This is a genomic window from Streptomyces sp. NPDC058464, assembly GCF_042721035.1.
Classification (GTDB): Bacteria; Actinomycetota; Actinomycetes; order Streptomycetales; family Streptomycetaceae; genus Streptomyces.
Map to the genome: position 1 here is coordinate 218,098 of NZ_JBHXMA010000009.1, position 19,331 is coordinate 237,428.

Genomic DNA, 19,331 nt, shown 5'->3' on the forward strand with positions numbered 1-19,331 from the left:
CGGCCCTACCGTCCTGCACATGGCTCTGGCAACGCGGACGGACCGACGGCCGTCCATGGCGCGCACGATGTGGGACAGCTCCGTCGGCAAGAAGACCGTGATGGCCGTCAGCGGCCTGATCATGCTGCTCTACCTGGTGGCGCACATGATCGGGAACCTGAAGATCTACTTCGGGGCGGGCGAGTTCAACCACTACGCCCACTGGCTGCGCACCGTCGGTGAACCGTTCATGCACTACGAGTGGACGCTCTGGCTCATCCGGATCGTCCTGGTCGTCGCGGTGGTCGCGCACGCTACGTCCGCGTACCAGCTCAGCCGCCGCGACATCCGGGCACGCCCGAGCAAGTACGTGCACAAGAAGCCGAGGGCCTCCTACGCCACCCGCACCATGCGCTGGGGCGGGATCATCCTCGGCCTCTTCATCGTCTGGCACATCCTCGACCTGACCACCGGCACCGTGCACTCCGGCGGCTTCCAGGAGGGCCACCCGTACCAGAACGTCGTGGACACCTTCTCCACCTGGTACGGCGACGTCATCTACATCGTCGCGATGCTCGCGCTCGGCCTGCACATCCGGCACGGCTTCTGGAGCGCCGCCCAGACCCTCGGCGTCGGCAGCCGCACGCGCGACCGCGCCCTCAAGATCACGGCCGACGTTCTCGCGCTGCTGCTCACGGCCGGCTTCATCGCCGTACCCGTGGGCGTCATGACCGGAGTGGTGAGCTGACATGACCGACTACGTGAACTACCCGACCGGCGCACCCGTCTCCGACGGCAAGGCCCCCGACGGCCCGATCAACGAACGCTGGGACAAGCGCCGTTTCGAGGCCAAGCTGGTCAACCCCGCCAACCGGCGCAAGCACACGGTGATCGTCGTCGGCACCGGCCTCGCCGGCGGCTCCGCCGGCGCCACTCTCGCCGAACAGGGCTACCACGTCGTCCAGTTCTGCTACCAGGACTCCCCGCGCCGCGCCCACTCCATCGCCGCACAGGGCGGGATCAACGCGGCGAAGAACTACCGCAACGACGGCGACTCCGTCCACCGGCTGTTCTACGACACCGTCAAGGGCGGTGACTTCCGGGCGCGGGAGTCCAACGTCCACCGCCTCGCGCAGATCTCCGTCGAGATCATCGACCAGTGCGTGGCGCAGGGCGTTCCGTTCGCCCGTGAGTACGGCGGTCTGCTCGACACCCGGTCCTTCGGCGGCGTGCAGGTGTCGCGGACCTTCTACGCCCGCGGCCAGACCGGGCAGCAACTGCTCCTCGGCGCCTACCAGGCGCTGAGCCGGCAGATCGCCGCCGGGAACGTGGAGATGCACCCGCGCACCGAGATGCTCGACGTGATCGTCGTCGACGGGCGGGCGCGCGGGATCGTCGCCCGGGACCTGATCACGGGGAAGATCGACACGTACTTCGCGGACGCCGTCGTCCTCGCCAGCGGTGGCTACGGCAACGTCTTCTACCTGTCGACGAACGCCATGAACTCCAACGCCACCGCCGTCTGGCGCGCGCACCGGCGCGGCGCCTGGTTCGCCAACCCCTGCTTCACGCAGATCCACCCCACCTGCATCCCGCGCACCGGCGACCACCAGTCCAAGCTCACCCTGATGAGCGAGTCGCTGCGCAACGACGGCCGGATCTGGGTGCCCAAGGCCAAGGGCGACACCCGGCCCGCGAACCAGATCCCCGAGGACGAGCGCGACTACTACCTGGAGCGCATCTACCCGTCGTTCGGCAACCTGGTCCCGCGTGACATCGCCTCCCGCGCCGCGAAGAACGTCTGCGACGAGGGGCGGGGCGTCGGTCCCGGCGGGCAGGGCGTCTACCTCGACTTCGCCGACGCCGTCAGGCGGATGGGGCGGGCGGCCGTCGAGGCCAAGTACGGCAACCTCTTCGACATGTACCAGCGGATCACCGACGAGGATCCGTACCAGGTGCCGATGCGGATCTATCCCGCCGTGCACTACACGATGGGCGGGCTGTGGGTCGACTACGACCTCCAGACCACCGTCCCCGGCCTGTTCGCGGTCGGCGAGGCCAACTTCTCCGACCACGGGGCCAACCGGCTCGGCGCGAGCGCGCTGATGCAGGGCCTGGCCGACGGCTACTTCGTGCTCCCCGCCACCATCAACGACTACCTCGCCCGCAACCCCCACCAGGAGGCGGTCACGGTCGAACACCCGGTGGTCCAGGAGGCGCTGGCCGAGACGGAGGACCGGCTGAACCTGCTGCTGTCCGTGGACGGCGACCGTACCCCCGACTCCTTCCACCGCGAACTCGGCGAACTGATGTGGGAGTTCTGCGGGATGGCCCGCACGGACGCCGGGCTGCGCAAGGCACTCGAGCGCATCCCGCAGATCCGTGAGGAGTTCTGGCGGCGGATCAAGGTGCCGGGGACCGGCGAGGAGTTCAACCAGTCCCTGGAGAAGGCCAACCGCATCGTCGACTACCTGGAACTGGCCGAGCTGATGTGCCTCGACGCGCTGCACCGCGCCGAGTCCTGCGGCGGCCACTTCCGGGAGGAGTCCCAGACGCCGGACGGCGAGGCCGCCCGCAACGACGACGCGTTCGCCTACGCGGCCGCCTGGGAGTTCACCGGCACCGGGGACGCCCCGGTCCTGCACAAGGAAGACCTGGTCTTCGAGTACGTCCACCCCACCCAGCGGAGCTACGCATGAAGCTCACCCTGCGCGTCTGGCGGCAGCGGAACGCCGACGCCGACGGCGCGATGTCCACGTACGAGGTGGACGGCATCTCCTCCGACATGTCCTTCCTGGAGATGCTCGACACCCTCAACGAGGAACTCATCCTGCGCGGCGAGGACCCCGTCGCCTTCGACCACGACTGCCGCGAGGGCATCTGCGGCGCGTGCTCCCTCGTGATCAACGGGGACGCGCACGGGCCGGAGCGCACCACCACCTGTCAGCTGCACATGCGGTCCTTCGAGGACGGCGACACGATCGACATCGAGCCGTGGCGGGCGTCGGCGTTCCCGGTGATCAAGGATCTCGTGGTGGACCGGTCGGCGTTCGACCGGATCATCCAGGCCGGCGGATACATCACGGCGCCGACCGGGGCCGCGCCGGAGGCCCATGCCACGGCGGTGCCGAAGCCCGACGCCGACTTCGCGTTCGAGCATGCGGAGTGCATCGGGTGCGGGGCGTGTGTGGCCGCCTGCCCGAACGGGGCGGCGATGCTGTTCACCTCCGCCAAGGTGAATCACCTGAACGTCCTGCCGCAAGGGGCGCCCGAGCGGGAGACGCGGGTGCTGGACATGGTGGCGCAGATGGATTCGGAGGGGTTCGGGGGGTGCACGTTGACTGGGGAGTGCGCGACTGCTTGCCCGAAGGGCATTCCCTTGGTGTCGATCACCAGTATGAATCGCGAGTGGTTGCGGGCTACCCGGAAGGCGGGGAAGCGGTAGCGCCGTCGGGGAGTGCGGGTGCGCGGGGGCTGGTCGCGCCCACGCGGCGGCAGCCGCAAATCAAATGCAGCCCCGCGCCCCTTTCAGGGGCGATTCAGTGAACGTTCGCCGAAAGGTGCGGACGGGCGGGGTCGGGGTGGTGCTCTCCGGCCCCGTCTCGCGTTTCCGGGTGGCCGTCGGACCACGGTAGCGTTACCCCGGCGCGTCTCTCAGTGACCGTACGCCCTGCGACCCCCGGCATTCAGCAGTCCCACATCCACGGGTCCCGCGCACGTCACGCCGAGTCCAGCCTGCCACGGAAGAAAGCAGGTGCAGATTTCCTCAGCTTCCGCTCGGCGCAGGAGACCTCCATGACCGCCATGCCCGCCTCACCCCCCGCTCTCGCCGCCCCGCCCGGGGACTCCGGCTATCTGGTGCAGCTCGCCCGTGACGAGGACGACGTCCGGGCCGCACAGCGGCTGCGCTACCAGGTGTTCGCCGGAGAGATGGGCGCCCGGCTCGACGGGCCGGAGCCGGGTCTGGACGTGGACGCCTTCGACGCGTACTGCGACCACCTCCTCATCCGCGAAGCCCTCACCGGCGAGGTCGTCGGCACCTACCGGCTGCTGCCGCCGGAGCGTGCCACGGTCGCCGGCCGCCTGTACTCCGAGGGCGAGTTCGACCTCGGCCCGCTGGCCGGGATCCGCTCCGGCCTGGTCGAGGTCGGCCGCTCCTGCGTGCACCCCGCCCACCGCGACGGCGCCGTGATCGGTCTGATCTGGGCCGGCATAGCCCGGTACATGGTGGACCGCGGCCACGAGTGGCTGGCCGGCTGCTGCTCCGTCCCGCTCGCCGACGGCGGTGCCCTCGCCACCGCCACCTGGGACAAGGTCCAGGCCAAGCACCTCGCGCCGGAGGAGTTCCGGGTACGGCCCCTCAACCCCTGGGTGCCCACCGGACCCGCCCCCGAGGGGCGCACCGAGCTGCCCGCCCTGCTGCGCGGCTACCTCCGCCTCGGCGCCTGGGTGTGCGGCGAGCCCGCGCACGACCCGGACTTCGGGGTCGCCGACATGTACGTGCTGCTGTCGATGCGCCGGGTCAACGCGCGCTATCTGCGGCACTTCCTCTCGCTCGTCCCGGCCTGATGAGCGTCTGGCTGCCCAGCGCGCCCTGCACTCCGGGCGCCTGTGTGGAGCGCGCCGGGTCCGTCACGGCCCTGCCCCGGGCCGTGCTGCGGTTCGCCGCGGTCGTGGCCCTGATGCTCGTCGCCATCGCGCTGCTGCCGCTCGGCGGGCGGATCCCCGCCGAGTGGGTGCGGCGGTTCTCCCGGACACTCGTCCGGGCCGCCGGGGTCCAGGTCCGGATCACCGGAAGTGCGCCGAGCGCCGGCGGGGTGCTCCTCGTCGCCAACCACATCTCCTGGATGGACATCCCGCTGCTGGCCGCCGTACGGCCGGCCCGGATGCTCGCCAAGAAGGAGATCCGCGAGTGGCCGGTGGCCGGCGCGCTGGTGGCCGGGGCCGGGGCGCTGTTCATCGACCGGGACCGGCTGCGCGCGCTGCCCGACACCGTCGGCCGGATCGCGGGGGCACTGCGGGAGGGGGCCGCGGTGGTCGCCTTCCCGGAGGGCAGCACCTGGTGCGGCCGGGCCCAGGGACGCTTCAGGCGGGCCGTGTTCCAGGCCGCGCTGGACGCCGGCGCCCCCGTCCAGCCGGTGCGGCTGCACTACCGGCTGGAAGCGGGAGCGGCCAGCACCGTGCCCGCCTATGTCGGCGAGGACACGCTGCTGGCCTCCCTCTGGCGAGTGGTGACGGCCCGCGGCCTGGTGGCCGAGGTGGACGTGCGGCCGCTGATACCGGCCGGCAGCCACGCGGACCGTCGTACCCTCGCCCGCGCCGCCCAGCCGGGGACCCACGAACCCGCCTGGACGCACGCGGCTCTGGTGAGCCCTGAGCGGGCTGCTCAGTGGTCGGTCTCCAAGTGGAGCTTGAGCAGGTCCACCCCGTAGTCGCCGCCGTTGGGCGTGCGGATGATGGTGTGGATGTGCTGCTGGGTGGGCGTGCCGTTGGGGCCGCCCATGCCACCGCCGCCCGGCCCGCCGGAGGGCATACCGCCGGTGGGCTGGCCGGTCGTCTGACCGGTGGGCTGGCCCGAGGGCTGGCCGCCGCCGGTGCCGGTCTTCGTCCCGTAGGCGAGCGGGGACTGGGCGTCGTACTCGATGAGGACGACCGGGCTGTGCACCCGGTAGTAGAACGCCGAGGTGTCCTTGGTCTCGCCGAGCCAGTAGAAGTACGTCTGGTCCAGGTGCTTCTCCACCTCGGTCATCTTCACCCCCGCGTGCCCGTCGTCCATGTAGCCGACGTACACCCGGACCAGGTCGAGGAGCTTGTCCTGCTGGGTCGAGGTGAGCTCGGAGCCGGGCAGGCCCTGGTAGGCGAGCTTGAGGTTGTCGGCGCCCGCGCCCGCCTTCATGTCGGTGCCGGACTTGCCGACCTTGGAGTCGATCACCTTGGCGCGCTGGGTCGAGGTGAGCGAGCGCAGCAGCGCCAGACCGGCCTTGGTCTCCGGCTTGAAGAGGGTGATCTTCTCGCCGTTGTAGGTGGCCGACGTCGGCTCGGAGCCCATGAAGGTGGGCGTCATGACGACCTGGTCGCCGAGCACGAAGTAGTTGATCGCCACGTGGTGGCCCTCGTACTGGAAGCCCCACGGCTTGGTGGTGGACGGGGTGCCCATGAAGGTGAAGAAGTAGGCGCCCTCGGTCAGGGTGTCCCGGTTGCCGCCGTTGTAGTCGCCCAGGAACTGGTTGAGCTTCATGATGTTGCGGGTCTGGGTGAGACCCTTCGCGGAGAGCGCGGTGCCGAGCAGCGCGAAGCCCAGCTCCCGCTTCTTGTCCGTGATGTCACCCATCCGGACGCCCTTGCGCTCGTAGCCGTCGACGTTGCTCCAGGCCAGCCACTCGTCGTCGTCCACGTCGAACGTGCAGGACTTGCGCTCCTTCGCGCTGAGCCCGTCCAGGAACGCCTGCGCGGCCTTGACGACCTTGTCCGTGGAGACGTCCGTGGAGTGGATCGAGTACAGGCCGTCGACGACCTTGCCGTCCGTGGTGAGGCCCGTGAAGTCCTTGTACTTGACCTCGGTCTGGCCGGGACCCATGCCGCCGGCTCCGCCGGGGCCGCCCGAGGGCATGCCGCCGTTCGGGGCCCCGGAGGAGGGCGAACTCGACGCGTTGGACGAGCCGTTGGAGCAGCCGGTCATGGTCGCCAGCGCGGCGACACCGCCGGCGAGCAGCGCCTTGTTCATGAACCAGCGGCGGCTGCGCTCGGCTTCGGGGGTGCGGGGGTGGTGTCCGTGCATGGGCCCAAGGTCCCGGGGCAACCTGAAGCGTTCCTGAAGACCCCGGAGGACAGGGAACGCGCCCGCGGACACCGACGTCCGGGGGCGTCGGCGGGTATGCCGTGGGCGGACACCCCGCGACCGGCGGCTCGCGGGGCAGGGACAGATCCCGCGAGGCCGGCCGGCGCGGTCGTTCGCTGGTGCGCGGTCGTTCGCTACTGCGGAGGGTTGCCCTGCCTCCGCTCCCGCTCGATGTAGTCGTCGGCCTGCTTCTGGGCCATGTCGACCTGGGACTGGTACTTGTTCCCGGTCCGCTGGTCGATCATGTCGCCGCCCTTTTCGACGCCCTTCTTGGCCTGGTCCTCGTGGCCCTTGAGCATCCCCTTGAGCTTGTCCAGCATGGACATGGCAGCCCTCCTCGCTGGTTGCGTTCCACCCCCAGCGTCACCGGCCGGGGCGCCGTCCGCATCTCGGCGGGCGTCCCCGTGCGGGCCCGGCAAGCCTGTGCGAGCTTTGAAGGCGCGGAATGCCGCCGATCGCGGAGCCCTGGGCAGGGGCTCTCGCGCAGCCGCCCCGTAGCGCCGCCCGCACAGCCGTCCGCAGAAAGGCCCGGCCCCATGAGCACTCCCGGTTTCGGATTCGGACGCAGTCCCTTCGAGGAGTTCGACGAGCTGATGTCCCGCTTCTTCGGCGGCGCGGGTGCGGGCGCCCAGCCTCGCCGCCCGCAGCGCGTGGACATCGGCAGCCTGCTGTCCGAGCGGGCCCGGGAACTGGTCGCCGAGGCCCGGGACCTCGCCGCCTTCGAGGGCAGCGAGGAACTGGACGCCCGGCACCTGCTGGCCGCCGCCACCACCCATGACTCCACCCGGCGGCTGCTCACCGAGGCGGGCGCGGACCCCGACCAGCTCCGCGCGCGGCTCACCGCGGGCCACGGCGGCGGCGAGAAGACCGAGCCCACCGCCCTCACCCCGGCCGCCAAGCGCGCCCTGCTCGACGCCTACCAGATCTCCCGCGCCGAGGGCGCCTCCTACATCGGCCCCGAGCACCTGCTGCGCGCGCTCGCCGCGAACCCGGAGTCGGCGGCCGGGCGGGTGCTCGGCGACAGCGGCTGGGAGCCGACCAGGATGCCGGCCGAGGGCGCGGCGGAGCGCAAGAAGCCCAGCACCACGCCGACCGTCGACGAGTACGGCCGTGATCTCACCGAGGACGCCCGGGCCGGGCGCCTGGACCCGGTGATCGGGCGGGACGAGGAGGTCGAACAGACCATCGAGGTGCTCTCCCGGCGCAGCAAGAACAACCCGGTCCTGATCGGTGACCCCGGCGTCGGCAAGACCGCCATCGTGGAGGGCATCGCGCAGCGGATCGTCGCCGGTGACGTGCCCAGGACCCTCGAAGGCAAGCGGCTGGTCTCCCTCGACCTGGCCGGGATGGTGGCCGGCACCAAGTACCGGGGCGAGTTCGAGGAACGCCTGAAGAAGCTCCTCGACGAGGTCCGCGAGCACAGCGACGGACTGGTGCTGTTCCTGGACGAGTTGCACACCGTGGTGGGCGCGGGCGGCGGTGGCGACGGCGCCCTCGACGCCGGCAACATCCTCAAACCCGCCCTCGCCCGCGGCGAGTTGCACCTCATCGGCGCGACCACCGTCGACGAGTACCGCAAGCACATCGAGAAGGACGCGGCCCTGGAGCGCCGGTTCGCGCCCATCCTGGTCGGCGAGCCCACCGTCGACGACACCATCGAGATCCTGCGCGGCCTGCGCGACCGCTACGAGGCCCACCACCAGGTCCGCATCACCGACGAGGCGGTGGTGGCCGCGGCCGAGCTGTCCGACCGGTACATCACCTCCCGGTTCCTGCCCGACAAGGCGATCGACCTGATGGACCAGGCGGCCGCGCGGGTGCGGCTGCGCTCGAAGACCCCGCCCACCGACACCCGGGACATCGAGGACCGGATCGCCGCCCTGAACCGCGAGAAGGACCAGGCCGTCGCCGACGAGGAGTACGAGCGGGCCAAGGAGGTCCGCGACCGCATCAAGGAGACCGAGGCCGAGCTGGCGCAGGCCGGCACCGCCGAGGAACACGCACCCAAGGTCACCGCCGAGGACATCGCCGAGGTCGTCTCCCGCACCACCGGCATCCCGGTCGCCGAGCTCACCGAGGAGGAGCGGGAACGGCTGATGAAGCTGGAGGAGCACCTGCACGAGCGGGTCGTCGGCCAGGACGAGGCGATCACCGCCGTCGCCCGCGCGGTCCGCCGAGCCCGCGCCGGCATGAGCGACCCCAACCGTCCCGTGGGCAGCTTCCTCTTCCTCGGCCCGACCGGCGTCGGCAAGACCGAACTGGCCCGCGCCCTGGCCGCCGCCCTCTTCGGGGACGAGACCCGGATGATCCGGCTCGACATGAGCGAGTTCCAGGAGCGCCACACGGTCTCCCGGCTGGTCGGCGCCCCGCCCGGATACGTCGGCCACGAGGAGGCCGGCCAGCTCACCGAGGCGGTGCGCAGGCAGCCGTACGCCGTGCTGCTCCTCGACGAGGTGGAGAAGGCGCACCCGGACGTCTTCAACACCCTGCTCCAGCTGCTGGACGACGGCCGTCTCACCGACGCCCAGGGCCGTACCGTCGACTTCAAGAACACCGTCGTCATCATGACGTCGAACATCGGTGCCGACCGCATCCTGGCCGCCGGCACCGAGGACTACGCAAAGGTCCGCGAGGCGGTCATGCCGGCCCTCCAGCAGCACTTCCGGCCGGAGTTCCTCAACCGCATCGACGAGATCATCGTCTTCCGGGGCCTGGACCGCACCCAACTGCGCGAGATCGTCGACCTGTTGCTGGAACACACCCGGCGCCGGCTGCACGCCCAGGACGTCAGCCTCGAAGTCACCGACACGGCCGCGGAGCTGCTCGCCAACCTCGGCCACGAGCCCGACTTCGGCGCCCGCCCCCTGCGCCGCACCATCCAGCGCGAGGTCGACGACCGCCTCGCCGACCTGCTGCTCTCCGGCCAGCTGGTGGCGGGCGAGCGAGCGGTGGTGGACGCGGCGAACGGCGAGATCGTGATCAGGTCCGCCAAGCCGGCCACGGTCTGACCGGTCCGATCGGCCTGTTCAGGAGGTCACGATCCCGGCCAGCCGCCGGTACGAGTCCAGCAGGGCCGCGCGGTCGTACGTGCTCGTGGTGACCAGCACCTCGTCGGCGGCGGTCTCCTTCAGGACCGTCTCCAGTTCGTGGGCCACCTGGTCCTCGGTGCCGGCGAGGTGTCCGGTGAGCCCGGACTCGTAGAAGCCGCGTTCCTTCGCGGTCATCGTCCGGGCCTCGACGGCCTCGGCCGGGGGCAGCGGCGGGAACGTGCCGTGGGTGCGGGAGTACGCCATCGACCAGGCCTCCGGGACGAGCAGCCGGCGCGCCGCCTCCGGGGTGTCGGCGACGGCGATCGTCCCGGAGATCACGACGTACGGCTCGGCGGCCCAGGGGGAGGGACGGAACCGGTCGCGGTAGTGGTCGACACCGCGCCGCATCTTCTCGCGGTTGCGCAGGTCGCCGATGACCAGCGGCAGCCCGCCGCGGGCCGCGATGTCCGCGCCCTCACCCATCGCCAGCACGAACGGCGGCACCCGCAGCCCCTCCGCCGGGCGGGCCCGCACCCCCGTCGGCGAGGTGCCCTCGAACCAGCCCAGCAGCTCGCCGAGCTGCGCCGCGAAGTCCTCGGCGTCGTCCTTGTCCCGTCCCAGTGCCCTGCGCACGCCGTCGGTGAAGCCCACCGACCGGCCGAGCCCCATGTCGATCCGCCCCGGATACAGGGACTCCAGCACCCCGAACTGCTCGGCCACGACCAGAGGCCGGTGGTTGGGCAGCATGACCCCGCCCGTCCCGACCCGGATGCTCCGGGTGGCGGCGGCCACGGCGGCGGCCAGCACGGTCGGTGCGGAACCGGCGACCCCGGGCACCCCGTGGTGCTCCGACACCCAGAAGCGGTGGTACCCGAGCGCCTCCACCTCCCGCGCCAGCGCCACGGTGTCCCGCAGCGCCTCGCCCGGCGCATGCCCCTCCCTGGTGCGCGAGCGGTCGAGGACGGAGAACCGGGTCCGGGCGATGGTTGCGTTCACAAGGGGTTCAACAGCCGGGCGGCCCCAGGATTCCCGCCGTCACAGGCGGTCGCCGCCCGTTCCGGGGCTGCCGCTCTAGGGTTGCCGCGTGACAGAGAGCAGCAAGCGTCCGATCGCCGTGTTCGACATCGACAACACGCTCGCGGATACCGCGCACCGGCAGCGGTTCCTGGAGCGCAAGCCCAGGGACTGGGACGCGTTCTTCGCGGCGGCGCCGCACGATCCGCCGATCGCCGAGGGGATCGCGCTGGCCGTGGCGACCGCCGAGGAGTGCGAGATCGTCTATCTCACCGGGCGGCCCGAGCGCTGCCGGCGCGACACGCTGGACTGGCTCGCCGCCCACGCGCTGCCCGAGGGACGGGTGCACATGCGGCGCAACGCCGACCGCAGGCCCGCCCGGCACACCAAGCTGGAGATCCTGCGGCGGCTCGCGGAAGGACGTCAGGTCCGCTTCCTGGCCGACGACGACGAGCTGGTGTGCGATGCCGCCGAACGGGCCGGGTTCACCGTCGTGCGGGCCCGCTGGGCCGAGCGCTCGGCGGCCCTGGAACAGGCCCAGGAGGGGGAGGGACGGACCTGACGGCAGGATCGTCAGCCCTCGTCGTCGATGCGGAAGCCCACCTTCAGGCCGACCTGGTAGTGCTCGATCTGCCCGTTCTCGATCTGGCCCCTGACCTGCGTCACCTCGAACCAGTCCAGGTTGCGCAGGGTCTGGTTGGCGCGTGCGACACCGTTGCGGATGGCCTGGTCGATGCCCTCGTGCGAGGTGCCGACGATCTCGGTGACGCGGTAGGTGTGATTCGCCATCGGGGGAGCTCCTCTCGTCGTCACTCCACCGTGCCGTATCCGGAAGCGGAGCGCGAGGCGTCGGTTCCGAAATGCCGACAGCTCTTGACCCTCCGTATTGGTCCATACCAAAATCCCCTACACCCGCACGAGCCCCTGGTGCTCGTTCCCCCACGTCGGGCCTCTTCGGCTGTCCGCCAGACAGAACAGGACCCCCTCGTGAGACATCGCCGCCCGCTCGCCCTCGTCTGTGTGTCCGCCGCCCTGCTGAGCGCCTGTGGAGTCCTGCCGGGCGGAGGCGGCGACCGGCACACGGTGACGGTGTGGCTGATGCGCAACAGCGCCTCCGCGGATTTCCTGCGCCGCTTCACCGCGGACTTCGAGCGCACCCACAAGGACATCCGCCTGGACATCCGCATCCAGGAGTGGACCGGCATCGTGGACAAGGTGCAGACGGCCCTGAAGAGCGACTCCGCCGACGCGCCCGACGTCATCGAGGTCGGCAACACCCAGGTCCCGCAGTACGTCGAGGGCGGCCGGCTCACCGACCTCACCCTGGAGTCGATGCGCGACTGGGGCAAGGAGCACTGGCTGCCCGGCCTCGCCGAGCCCGGCCGGGACGACTCCCGTCAGTACGGCATCCCCTGGTACGCCGCCAACCGGGTCGTCATCTACCGCAAGGACCTGTTCCGGAAGGCCGGGATCACCTCCCCGCCGAAGACCCGCGAGGAGTGGCTGGCCGACACCGGGAAGCTCAACTCCGGCGGAAACCAGGGGATCTACCTCGCCGGACAGGACTGGTACACCCTCTCCGGGTTCGTCTGGGACGAGGGCGGCGACCTCGCCGAGGAGACGGACGCCGGCTGGAAGGGCACCCTCGACAGCCCGGCCGCGCTGCGCGGGATGGACTTCTACCGGCAACTCCAGGCCCTCGGCAAGGGGCCCGTCGACGCCGACGAGGAACACCCGCCCCAGGCGCAGGTGTTCGCCGGCGGACAGGTCGCGCAGATCGTCGCGGTGCCCGGCCTCGCCCAGTCCATCGTGCAGGAGAACCCCGAACTCAAGGACGAGATCGGCTACTTCCCGGTGCCGGGTCTCACCGCGGCCCACCCCGGCGCCGTCTTCACCGGCGGCTCCGACCTCGTCGTACCGCAGAACACCGACCGGCCCTACGACGCGACCGCCGTCGTCGGCGCGCTGGCCGGCGCCAAGTGGGACACCGAGCTGGCCCGCACCATGAACTACGTGCCCAACAAGACCACGCTGGCGGGCGCGGTGGCCGGGGAGGAGGGGGTCGCCGCGATGGCGGCGGGTGCCGCGCGAGGGCGGGCGACGCCCCACTCCCCGGACTGGCCGGCCGTCGAGGCCGACAACCCGATCAAGGGCTACATGACCAAGGTGCTCGGCGGAGCGGACCCCGCGACCGAGGCCCGCCGCGCCTCCCGACGGATCACCGAGCTACTGGCACCGGACTTCGGGTGACCCGGCGCATGCGGTTCGGCAGCGCCCCAAAGGGGCGCGGGGCTGTATTGCATGTGCGGCCACCGCCGCGTGGGCGCGACCAGCCACGACGGCGCCGCAGACGACCGACGACATGGCGCGGCACTTCCAGCGGAGCGCTGAGGCGGAGCGACTCAGCGCGCGAAGCTCAGGGACAGCGCGAAGCGCCCCTGCGCGTCGGTCCACCAGTCGGTCAGCTCCAGCCCCGCATCGGCCAGTTCCGCGGTCACGCCGTCCCGCCGGAACTTCGCCGACACCTCGGTGCGCAGCTCCTCGCCCGCCGTGAAGTCCACGGCCAGATCGAGCGCGGGCACCTTCACGGTCTGCGCGACCCGGGAGCGCAGCCGCATCTCGATCCACTCGTTCTCCGCGTCCCACAGGGCGACGTGGTCGAAGGCCTCCGGGTCGAAGTCGGCGTCCAGTTCGCGGTCGACGACGGCGAGGACGTTCTTGTTGAACTCGGCCGTCACCCCGGCCGCGTCGTCGTACGCCCGGACCAGCACCTCCTCGTCCTTGACCAGGTCGGTGCCGAGCAGCAGCGCGTCACCGGGCGCGAGCAGCCGCCGCACCGAGGCCAGGAACCCGGCCCGCTCGGCGGGCAGCAGGTTGCCGATCGTGCCGCCGAGGAACGCCACCAGCCGCGGCCCGGGCGTCTCGGGCAGCTCAAGCCGGCCGGTGAAGTCGGCGATCAGGGCGTGCACGGTCAGCCCCGGCCGCTCCGCGACGAGCGCCTGGCCGGCCTGCGTGAGCGCGCTCTCGCTGACGTCGACCGGGACGTACACCTCGAGACCGGTGAGCGCGTCGATGAGCAGGCGGGTCTTCTCGGAGGAGCCCGAGCCCAGCTCCACGAGGGTGCGGGCGCCGCAGGCGGCGGCGATCTCGCCGGACCGGGTGCGCAGGATCTCCCGCTCCGCCCGGGTCGGGTAGTACTCGGGCAGCTCGGTGATCTGCTCGAACAGCTCGCTGCCCCGGGCGTCGTAGAACCACTTCGGCGGCAGCGTCTTGGGGGTGGCGGTGAGGCCGGTCAGGACGTCGGCGCGCAGCGCGGCGTCCGTCGCGTCCTCGGGAAGGGTGCGGGTGACACGGAAGGGACTCACGTACAGGGCTCCTTAGGGGGTACCGACGCCAGGTCCTCGACCGGGTTCTCGACGGGCGTGAGTACGACGCCCGCGCGGCTCGCGGTGAGCAGCGTGCGGTCGGGGACCTCGCGCCAGCGCGGGTCGTCGTCGTACGGCTCGGAGGCGACGACGGTGCGCAGGCCGGGTTCCGCGAGGTAGTGGAGGCTGTCGCCCCAGGCGGTGGCGGTGATGGTCTCGCCGTCGGTGAGGAGGAGGTTGAGCCGGGCCGCGGGGGCCGCCTCGGCCACCTGCCGAACCGTTTCGGCAAGGGCCGGGCCCGGCTCCGTTCCGGACCGCAGCCGGTGCAGGGCCAGCGCCCAGACGAACGCCGAGTCGGTGCGGGCCTCCATCGACAGCAGGTCGGCCGGGGGCAGCAGCGGGACCAGGGGTGCCATGGACCCCGGCCAGCCCGGGATCGCCCCGTTGTGGCTGAACAGCCAGCGGCCCGCGGCGAACGGCGCCGCCGCGGCCTCCCCGTCCGCGCCCGCCAGGGTCGCGTCCCGTACGGCGGCCAGCAGCGCGCCGGTGCGCACGACCCGGGCCAGGTCGGCGAAGGACGGGTCGGCCCAGATCGGCCCGGCCCGCCGGTAGCGGGCCGGCTGCGGATCGTCCGGGGCGTACCAGCCCACCCCGAAACCGTCCGCGTTGACCGTCCCGTACCGCTGCCGCCGGGGTGCCCACGACTGCCGGTAGAGGGAGTGCTCGGGCTCCACGAGGAGCCGGCCGAGCGGCTCCTCGGGTCCCAGAAAGGCCAGGTGACGGCACATCAGGCGGTCTCCGCCGAGCGTGCGGTGCGGAAGCCGGAGAAGATCTGCCGCCGGATCGGGTAGTCCCAGTTGCGGAACGTCCCCCGGCAGGCCACCTGGTCCACGGCGAACGAACCGCCGCGCAGCACCTTGTACTCGGGGCCGAAGAACACCTCCGAGTACTCCTTGTACGGGAAGGCGGCGAAGCCCGGGTACGGCTCGAAGTCGCTGGCCGTCCACTCCCACACGTCACCGATCAACTGCCGTACGCCCAGCGGGGACTCGCCCTCCGGGTAGCTGCCCGCCGGGGCCGGGCGCAGGTGCCGCTGGCCCAGGTTGGCGTGGGCGGGGGCCGGGTCGGCGTCGCCCCACGGGTAGCGCCGGGACCGGTTCTCGCCCGGGTGGTGCCGGGCGGCCTTCTCCCACTCGGCCTCGGTCGGCAGCCGGCGCCCGGCCCAGCGGGCGTAGGCGTCCGCCTCGTACCAGCACACGTGCAGCACCGGCTCCTCGGGCGGGACCACCTCCGTGATCCCGAACCGGCGCCGCAGCCACTGGGCGCCCTCCCGGTGCCAGAACTGCGGGGCGACGATGGAGTGCTGCCGGATGTGCGCCCAGCCCTCCGGCGTCCACCAGCGCTCCTGTTCGTAGCCGCCGTCCTCGATGAACGCCAGGTACTGGCCGTTGGTCACCGGGGTGGTGTCGATCCAGTAGGGCGCCACCTCCCGCCGGTGTGCGGGCCGTTCGTTGTCCAGCGCCCAGGGCTCGGTGGAGGTGCCCATGGTGAACGGGCCGCCGGGGACCAGCACTTCGGCCGGACCGGTGAACGGCGGCGCGGGGGCCGGGTCCGGGGCGGTCAGGGCCTGCGGGCCCCTGCGGAGCTGATGGGTGATCAGCATCGTCTCGTCGTGCTGCTGTTCGTGCTGCGCGATCATCCCGAAGGCGAAGCCCGCCTCGGTCAGCCGGGTGCCGCTGAACGCCGCGCTGTCCAGCAGGTCGAGGGCCCGGCCGCGGACCTCCGCCGCGTACTGCCGGGCCTCGGCGGGCGGCAGCAGCGGCAGCGAGGGCCGCTCGGAGCGCGGATGCTCGAAGGCGTCGTAGAGGCTGTCGATCTCGGGGCGCATCGCCTCCCGGCCGCCGACGTTGCGCAGCAGCCAGAGCTCCTCCTGGTTGCCGATGTGCGCCAGGTCCCAGACCAGCGGGGACATCAGCGGGGAGTGCTGGGCGGTGAGGTCGGGCCCTTCCACGCAGCTGGTCAGCAGCGTGGTGCGGTCCCGGGCGGTGGTCAGGGACTTCAGCGCCCGGTCCCGCAGGGTCTCGATATCGATGTCGACGTCGGTCTCGGTCATGCGCTGATGTCCTTCCCATGGGCGCGACCGGCCGTGCCGCGCACTCCGTCCAGCAGGTCGTCGGCCGGGCAGCGGCCTCGCAGCACGTACCGGTCCCGGTACGTCGTCACGGCGTCGATGACCTCGGGGGTCGCGCCGATCCTCGGCAGGGCCTCCAGTGCCGCCGTGAAGCAGGCGACGGCGGCCTCGTGCAGCTCCGGGTCGCGGAGCCCGGTGCGGGCCGCGTCGAGCCAGAGCGGGTTGTGCGGAGCGGGCTGCGGCCCCGCCCGCTCGGCCAGCGGTTTCACCGTCCGGTACGCGGTCTCGGCGGCCTCCGGGTCGTCGAACAGCGCCGTCGTCACCGCCAGCGGCACGATCCAGCCGTCGTCGCCGGGCTGTGCGTCGATCATCCGCAGCTCCAGATGACCGCGCGGCCTGACCGGCGGGAACAGCGTGGTGAGGTGGTACGCCAGATCCGCGCCGGTGGGCGGGGCGGGCGTCCCCGACCGGGTCCAGGCCCGGAAGGTCAGGCCCTCGGGCACCTCCCAGGGGCCGCCGTCCCGCCGTACGCACATCACCGGCGCGTCGAGGACGTGCCGGGCCCAGGCGGTGCGCGGGTCGCCGTCCAGCGCGGGCGCGCCCGCGCGGCCCGCGCCGATCTCCATCCACAGCAGCTGCCGGGTGGAGACCCAGCCGGTGGGCCGGTGCCCGACCAGCGGGGAGTTCGCGAACGCGGCCACCAGCACCGGGCCCAGCTGATGGGCCAGCCACCAGCGCCGGGTGTAGCCGAGCGGGCCGGGCTCCTCGTGGCCGGCGTCCAGGCAGACCTGCACGGAGGCCGAGGAACACATCATGTGGCGGCCCGCCGTGCCGGTACGGTCCAGGCAGCTCTCCATCGCGTCGTAGCGCGGTTCGCGCAGGAAGCGGCGGGGTGCGTGCCAGGGATCGTGACCGACGCCCACGAGTCCGAGGTCCTGTTCGGCGAGGACCTTGCGGACGGCGTCCAGATCGGCGGAGACGGTGCCGACGCACTCCATGAGGGAGGCGGCGGGCGGCGAGCTGAGCTCCAGCTGGCCGCCGGGTTCGACGGTGAGCGCCGAATCCAGGGGCACCGTGCGCAGTGCGGCGTAGGCCGCTTCGAGCCGTTCGGGTGTTACGGGGAGCTGCGGCCTGCGCAGCCCGTGGACCAGCCATTCCACTTCCACCCCGAGGGTGCGGGGCGGGCCGGTCTTGAAGCAGATGCCCTTGACCAGGGCCTCCACCTCGGCCTCGGTGACAGCGGTGCGGTCGTCCGAGAAGTCGGTCCTCACAGACCCGTCGGTACAGTCGCCGTCGTCGGATATCGAGTCGGACATGTAGGGATCCTCCTGAAGATTCCACCATGCCACCGCCCCGGCCGTGGATGCGTCCGGGGCGGCATCGTCCGTTCCACCCAAGACCGTCGCGTCCATTCGCACAAGGGCACCTATGGGGACGTTCTAGATCGGTAACCTCTGCTTCCTTGCGAGTTTCCGACCGTTTCGGGCCATGGAAACTCCGTTGCACGGCATCACCAGCATCGCCCAGGATGCGTGCATGAGCACGACGGGGGAGGCCGCGCGGGCCGCGGTCATGGCGTCCACGGGGGTGGCGCCATGAGCGCGCGCCTGCGCGGCATCGCCCAGCAGACCGAACAGATCGTGGCGGCGGGCAGCTACCGCGCGCCCGACGGCCGGGAGGTCGTCCTGGCGGCCGACATCGCCGCCGCCCGGGCGGGGACGCGGCTGTACGGGCCGGTGCCGGTGCCGGTCCCGCCCGCCCCTGACCTGGACACCGCCTTCGAGGTCACCGGCGAGAGCAGTCTGGAGGCCGCCCACCGCCTCGCCGACGCCCCGGTGGCCGTCCTGAACTTCGCCTCGGCCCGCAATCCGGGCGGCGGCTACCTGAACGGCGCCCAGGCGCAGGAGGAGGCCCTGTGCCGCGCCTCCGCGCTGTACACGTGTGTGCGCGAGGCCGCCGCGTACTACGACCACCACCGCGCCCACCGCGACACGTTCTACACGGACCGCGTGATCCACTCCCCGGCCGTCCCGGTCTTCCGCGACGACCGCGGCCGCCTTCTCGCCGAGCCCTACCTCGCCGGGTTCCTCACGGCCGCCGCGCCCAACGCCGGCGTGATCCGCCGTACGGCTCCGGAGCGGGTCGGCGAACTGCCCCGCGCCCTCGCCGTACGGGCCGAACGGGTGCTGGAGGTCGCCGCCGTGCACGGCTACCGGCGGCTGGTCCTCGGCGCCTGGGGCTGCGGGGTGTTCCAGAACGACCCCGCACAGGTCGCGGGCGCCTTCCGGGCACTGCTGGGCCCCGGCGGACGGTTCGCGCGGACCTTCGAACACGTGGTGTTCGGGGTCCTGGACCGCACGCCGGGATCCGTGGTCCGGGGCGCCTTCGCCGAGGCGTTCGGGACCGCCGGGGTCTGAGCGGGTCCGGCGGAGTCCGCTGCGGTTCCGCAGCGCCCCGAAAGGGGCGCGGGGCCGTATCCGATATGCGGCTACCGCCGTGCGGGCGCGACCAGCCACGACGGCGCCGCAGACGGCGTATCGCGGCAGTTCCGGCGGAGCGCCCGGAACTCACTTCCAGCCGTACCGCTCGTGCAGCCGGTTGCGTACGAGGTTGAAGCGGCCCCGGTCGAGTGCGCAGGCCTCGCGGCGCATGCCGTCCTCGTGCAGCCGCAGCACGCGGTCCACGTCCACCCAGGAGTCGCGCCCGGAGCGGTCCCACGGCCCGCTGCCGATCGCCACCCACTCACGGTCGTTGTCGTGCCGCTTGCTGGACAGCTGGACGGCGAGCAGGGTGCCGGCCGCCTCCCGGGCGACGACCAGCACCGGCCGGTCCTTGCCGCGTCCGTCGTTCTCCTCGAAGGGCACCCAGGTCCACACGATCTCACCGGGGTCCGGGTCGCCGTCGTGGGCGGGGGAGTACTCGGTGCGCACCTTGCCGACCTCGTGCGGGTCGGCCTCCATGGTCGCGGTGGGGCC

The 19,331-nt window shown here is 72.0% G+C and carries 18 protein-coding genes; 9 read left to right on the forward strand and 9 right to left on the reverse strand.

All coding sequences use genetic code 11. From position 1 onward, the window contains the following. Positions 1–55 precede the first annotated feature (55 nt). The 5 genes from ACFWPQ_RS15235 (at position 56) to ACFWPQ_RS15255 (ending at position 5,411) form a co-directional block, all read left to right on the forward strand. Complete coding sequence (locus tag ACFWPQ_RS15235) at positions 56–727, forward strand: succinate dehydrogenase (RefSeq protein ID WP_384033838.1); 672 nt, start codon at positions 56–58, stop codon at positions 725–727. A gap of 1 nt (position 728) precedes the next feature. Beyond that, the gene (locus ACFWPQ_RS15240; protein ID WP_384033677.1) at positions 729–2,678 is read left to right on the forward strand and encodes a fumarate reductase/succinate dehydrogenase flavoprotein subunit; all 1,950 of its coding nucleotides are present in this window, start codon (positions 729–731) and stop codon (positions 2,676–2,678) included. After that, positions 2,675–3,424, forward strand: coding sequence for a succinate dehydrogenase/fumarate reductase iron-sulfur subunit (locus tag ACFWPQ_RS15245; protein WP_384033680.1), 750 nt, complete (start codon positions 2,675–2,677; stop codon positions 3,422–3,424). Before ACFWPQ_RS15240 ends, ACFWPQ_RS15245 begins: the two co-directional genes overlap by 4 nt. Before the next feature lie 359 nt (positions 3,425–3,783). After that, positions 3,784–4,548, forward strand: coding sequence for a GNAT family N-acetyltransferase (locus ACFWPQ_RS15250; protein WP_384033841.1), 765 nt, complete (start codon positions 3,784–3,786; stop codon positions 4,546–4,548). Continuing rightward, entirely contained in the window at positions 4,548–5,411 is an 864-nt protein-coding gene (locus tag ACFWPQ_RS15255) for a lysophospholipid acyltransferase family protein (protein WP_384033682.1), read from the forward strand. The genes ACFWPQ_RS15250 and ACFWPQ_RS15255 overlap by 1 nt, the downstream gene beginning before the upstream one ends. Here ACFWPQ_RS15255 and ACFWPQ_RS15260 read toward each other — a convergent pair. Together ACFWPQ_RS15260 and ACFWPQ_RS15265 are read right to left on the reverse strand one after the other, a co-directional pair. Then, positions 5,366–6,757, reverse strand: coding sequence for a DUF3500 domain-containing protein (locus tag ACFWPQ_RS15260; RefSeq protein WP_384033684.1), 1,392 nt, complete (start codon positions 6,755–6,757; stop codon positions 5,366–5,368). The two genes, ACFWPQ_RS15255 and ACFWPQ_RS15260, sit on opposite strands and share 46 nt — an antisense overlap. Before the next feature lie 194 nt (positions 6,758–6,951). Then, complete coding sequence (locus ACFWPQ_RS15265; RefSeq protein ID WP_361293784.1) at positions 6,952–7,143, reverse strand: antitoxin; 192 nt, start codon at positions 7,141–7,143, stop codon at positions 6,952–6,954. A 210-nt stretch (positions 7,144–7,353) separates the two neighbouring features. Here ACFWPQ_RS15265 and ACFWPQ_RS15270 point away from each other — a divergent pair, with 210 nt between their 5' ends. After that, positions 7,354–9,825 carry an ATP-dependent Clp protease ATP-binding subunit gene (locus ACFWPQ_RS15270; RefSeq protein ID WP_384033687.1) on the forward strand — a complete coding sequence of 824 codons (2,472 nt, stop codon included), beginning with the start codon at positions 7,354–7,356 and terminating at the stop codon, positions 9,823–9,825. Positions 9,826–9,843: 18 nt separating this feature from the next. Here ACFWPQ_RS15270 and ACFWPQ_RS15275 read toward each other — a convergent pair whose 3' ends face one another. After that, positions 9,844–10,842 carry an LLM class flavin-dependent oxidoreductase gene (locus tag ACFWPQ_RS15275; RefSeq protein ID WP_384033691.1) on the reverse strand — a complete coding sequence of 333 codons (999 nt, stop codon included), beginning with the start codon at positions 10,840–10,842 and terminating at the stop codon, positions 9,844–9,846. A gap of 88 nt (positions 10,843–10,930) precedes the next feature. Here ACFWPQ_RS15275 and ACFWPQ_RS15280 point away from each other — a divergent pair, with 88 nt between their 5' ends. Further along, on the forward strand, positions 10,931–11,422 hold the full coding sequence (locus ACFWPQ_RS15280) for a hypothetical protein (protein WP_384033694.1): 492 nt from the start codon (positions 10,931–10,933) through the stop codon (positions 11,420–11,422). Between the two features lie 11 nt (positions 11,423–11,433). Here the strand turns inward: ACFWPQ_RS15280 and ACFWPQ_RS15285 are convergent, their stop codons facing one another. Further along, positions 11,434–11,649 (reverse strand): dodecin, encoded by a 216-nt coding sequence (locus tag ACFWPQ_RS15285; RefSeq protein ID WP_361293772.1) that lies wholly within the window; start codon positions 11,647–11,649, stop codon positions 11,434–11,436. Between the two features lie 198 nt (positions 11,650–11,847). On the opposite strand from ACFWPQ_RS15285, the gene ACFWPQ_RS15290 reads away from it, so the two are divergent. Beyond that, a complete protein-coding gene (locus tag ACFWPQ_RS15290) occupies positions 11,848–13,110 on the forward strand; it encodes an extracellular solute-binding protein (protein ID WP_384033697.1) in 1,263 nt (420 codons plus the stop codon). 152 nt (positions 13,111–13,262) lie between these two features. Here the strand turns inward: ACFWPQ_RS15290 and egtD are convergent, their stop codons facing one another. Genes egtD through egtA form a run of 4 tightly spaced genes read right to left on the reverse strand, consistent with a single transcriptional unit; the run spans position 13,263 to position 17,672 of the window. Next, on the reverse strand, positions 13,263–14,225 hold the full coding sequence (gene egtD / locus ACFWPQ_RS15295; protein ID WP_384033700.1) for an L-histidine N(alpha)-methyltransferase: 963 nt from the start codon (positions 14,223–14,225) through the stop codon (positions 13,263–13,265). Beyond that, positions 14,222–15,013, reverse strand: a complete 792-nt coding sequence (gene egtC, locus ACFWPQ_RS15300; RefSeq protein WP_384033703.1) for an ergothioneine biosynthesis protein EgtC — start codon at positions 15,011–15,013, stop codon at positions 14,222–14,224. Before egtC ends, egtD begins: the two co-directional genes overlap by 4 nt. Then, entirely contained in the window at positions 15,013–16,338 is a 1,326-nt protein-coding gene (gene egtB, locus ACFWPQ_RS15305) for an ergothioneine biosynthesis protein EgtB (protein ID WP_384033706.1), read from the reverse strand. Before egtB ends, egtC begins: the two co-directional genes overlap by 1 nt. Next, positions 16,335–17,672, reverse strand: coding sequence for an ergothioneine biosynthesis glutamate--cysteine ligase EgtA (gene egtA / locus ACFWPQ_RS15310; RefSeq protein ID WP_384033709.1), 1,338 nt, complete (start codon positions 17,670–17,672; stop codon positions 16,335–16,337). Before egtA ends, egtB begins: the two co-directional genes overlap by 4 nt. Positions 17,673–17,951: 279 nt before the next feature. On the opposite strand from egtA, the gene ACFWPQ_RS15315 reads away from it, so the two are divergent. Next, entirely contained in the window at positions 17,952–18,773 is an 822-nt protein-coding gene (locus tag ACFWPQ_RS15315) for a TIGR02452 family protein (protein WP_384033712.1), read from the forward strand. 150 nt (positions 18,774–18,923) lie between these two features. Here the strand turns inward: ACFWPQ_RS15315 and ACFWPQ_RS15320 are convergent, their stop codons facing one another. Next, complete coding sequence (locus ACFWPQ_RS15320) at positions 18,924–19,316, reverse strand: type II toxin-antitoxin system PemK/MazF family toxin (protein ID WP_384033844.1); 393 nt, start codon at positions 19,314–19,316, stop codon at positions 18,924–18,926. Between the last annotated feature and the right edge of the window lie 15 nt (positions 19,317–19,331).

Bases quoted from the DNA above. Each gene is read 5' to 3' on its own strand.
- ACFWPQ_RS15250 (WP_384033841.1), top strand. From the start codon at position 3,784: ATGCCCGCCTCACCCCCCGCTCTCGCCGCCCCGCCCGGGGACTCCGGC.
- ACFWPQ_RS15260 (WP_384033684.1), bottom strand. From the start codon at position 6,757: ATGCACGGACACCACCCCCGCACCCCCGAAGCCGAGCGCAGCCGCCGC.
- egtB (WP_384033706.1), bottom strand. From the start codon at position 16,338: ATGACCGAGACCGACGTCGACATCGATATCGAGACCCTGCGGGACCGG.
- ACFWPQ_RS15265 (WP_361293784.1), bottom strand. From the start codon at position 7,143: ATGTCCATGCTGGACAAGCTCAAGGGGATGCTCAAGGGCCACGAGGAC.
- ACFWPQ_RS15245 (WP_384033680.1), top strand. From the start codon at position 2,675: ATGAAGCTCACCCTGCGCGTCTGGCGGCAGCGGAACGCCGACGCCGAC.
- ACFWPQ_RS15285 (WP_361293772.1), bottom strand. From the start codon at position 11,649: ATGGCGAATCACACCTACCGCGTCACCGAGATCGTCGGCACCTCGCAC.
- ACFWPQ_RS15240 (WP_384033677.1), top strand. From the start codon at position 729: ATGACCGACTACGTGAACTACCCGACCGGCGCACCCGTCTCCGACGGC.
- egtA (WP_384033709.1), bottom strand. From the start codon at position 17,672: ATGTCCGACTCGATATCCGACGACGGCGACTGTACCGACGGGTCTGTG.
- ACFWPQ_RS15255 (WP_384033682.1), top strand. From the start codon at position 4,548: ATGAGCGTCTGGCTGCCCAGCGCGCCCTGCACTCCGGGCGCCTGTGTG.
- ACFWPQ_RS15270 (WP_384033687.1), top strand. From the start codon at position 7,354: ATGAGCACTCCCGGTTTCGGATTCGGACGCAGTCCCTTCGAGGAGTTC.
- ACFWPQ_RS15320 (WP_384033844.1), bottom strand. From the start codon at position 19,316: ATGGAGGCCGACCCGCACGAGGTCGGCAAGGTGCGCACCGAGTACTCC.
- egtC (WP_384033703.1), bottom strand. From the start codon at position 15,013: ATGTGCCGTCACCTGGCCTTTCTGGGACCCGAGGAGCCGCTCGGCCGG.
- ACFWPQ_RS15315 (WP_384033712.1), top strand. From the start codon at position 17,952: ATGAGCGCGCGCCTGCGCGGCATCGCCCAGCAGACCGAACAGATCGTG.
- ACFWPQ_RS15235 (WP_384033838.1), top strand. From the start codon at position 56: ATGGCGCGCACGATGTGGGACAGCTCCGTCGGCAAGAAGACCGTGATG.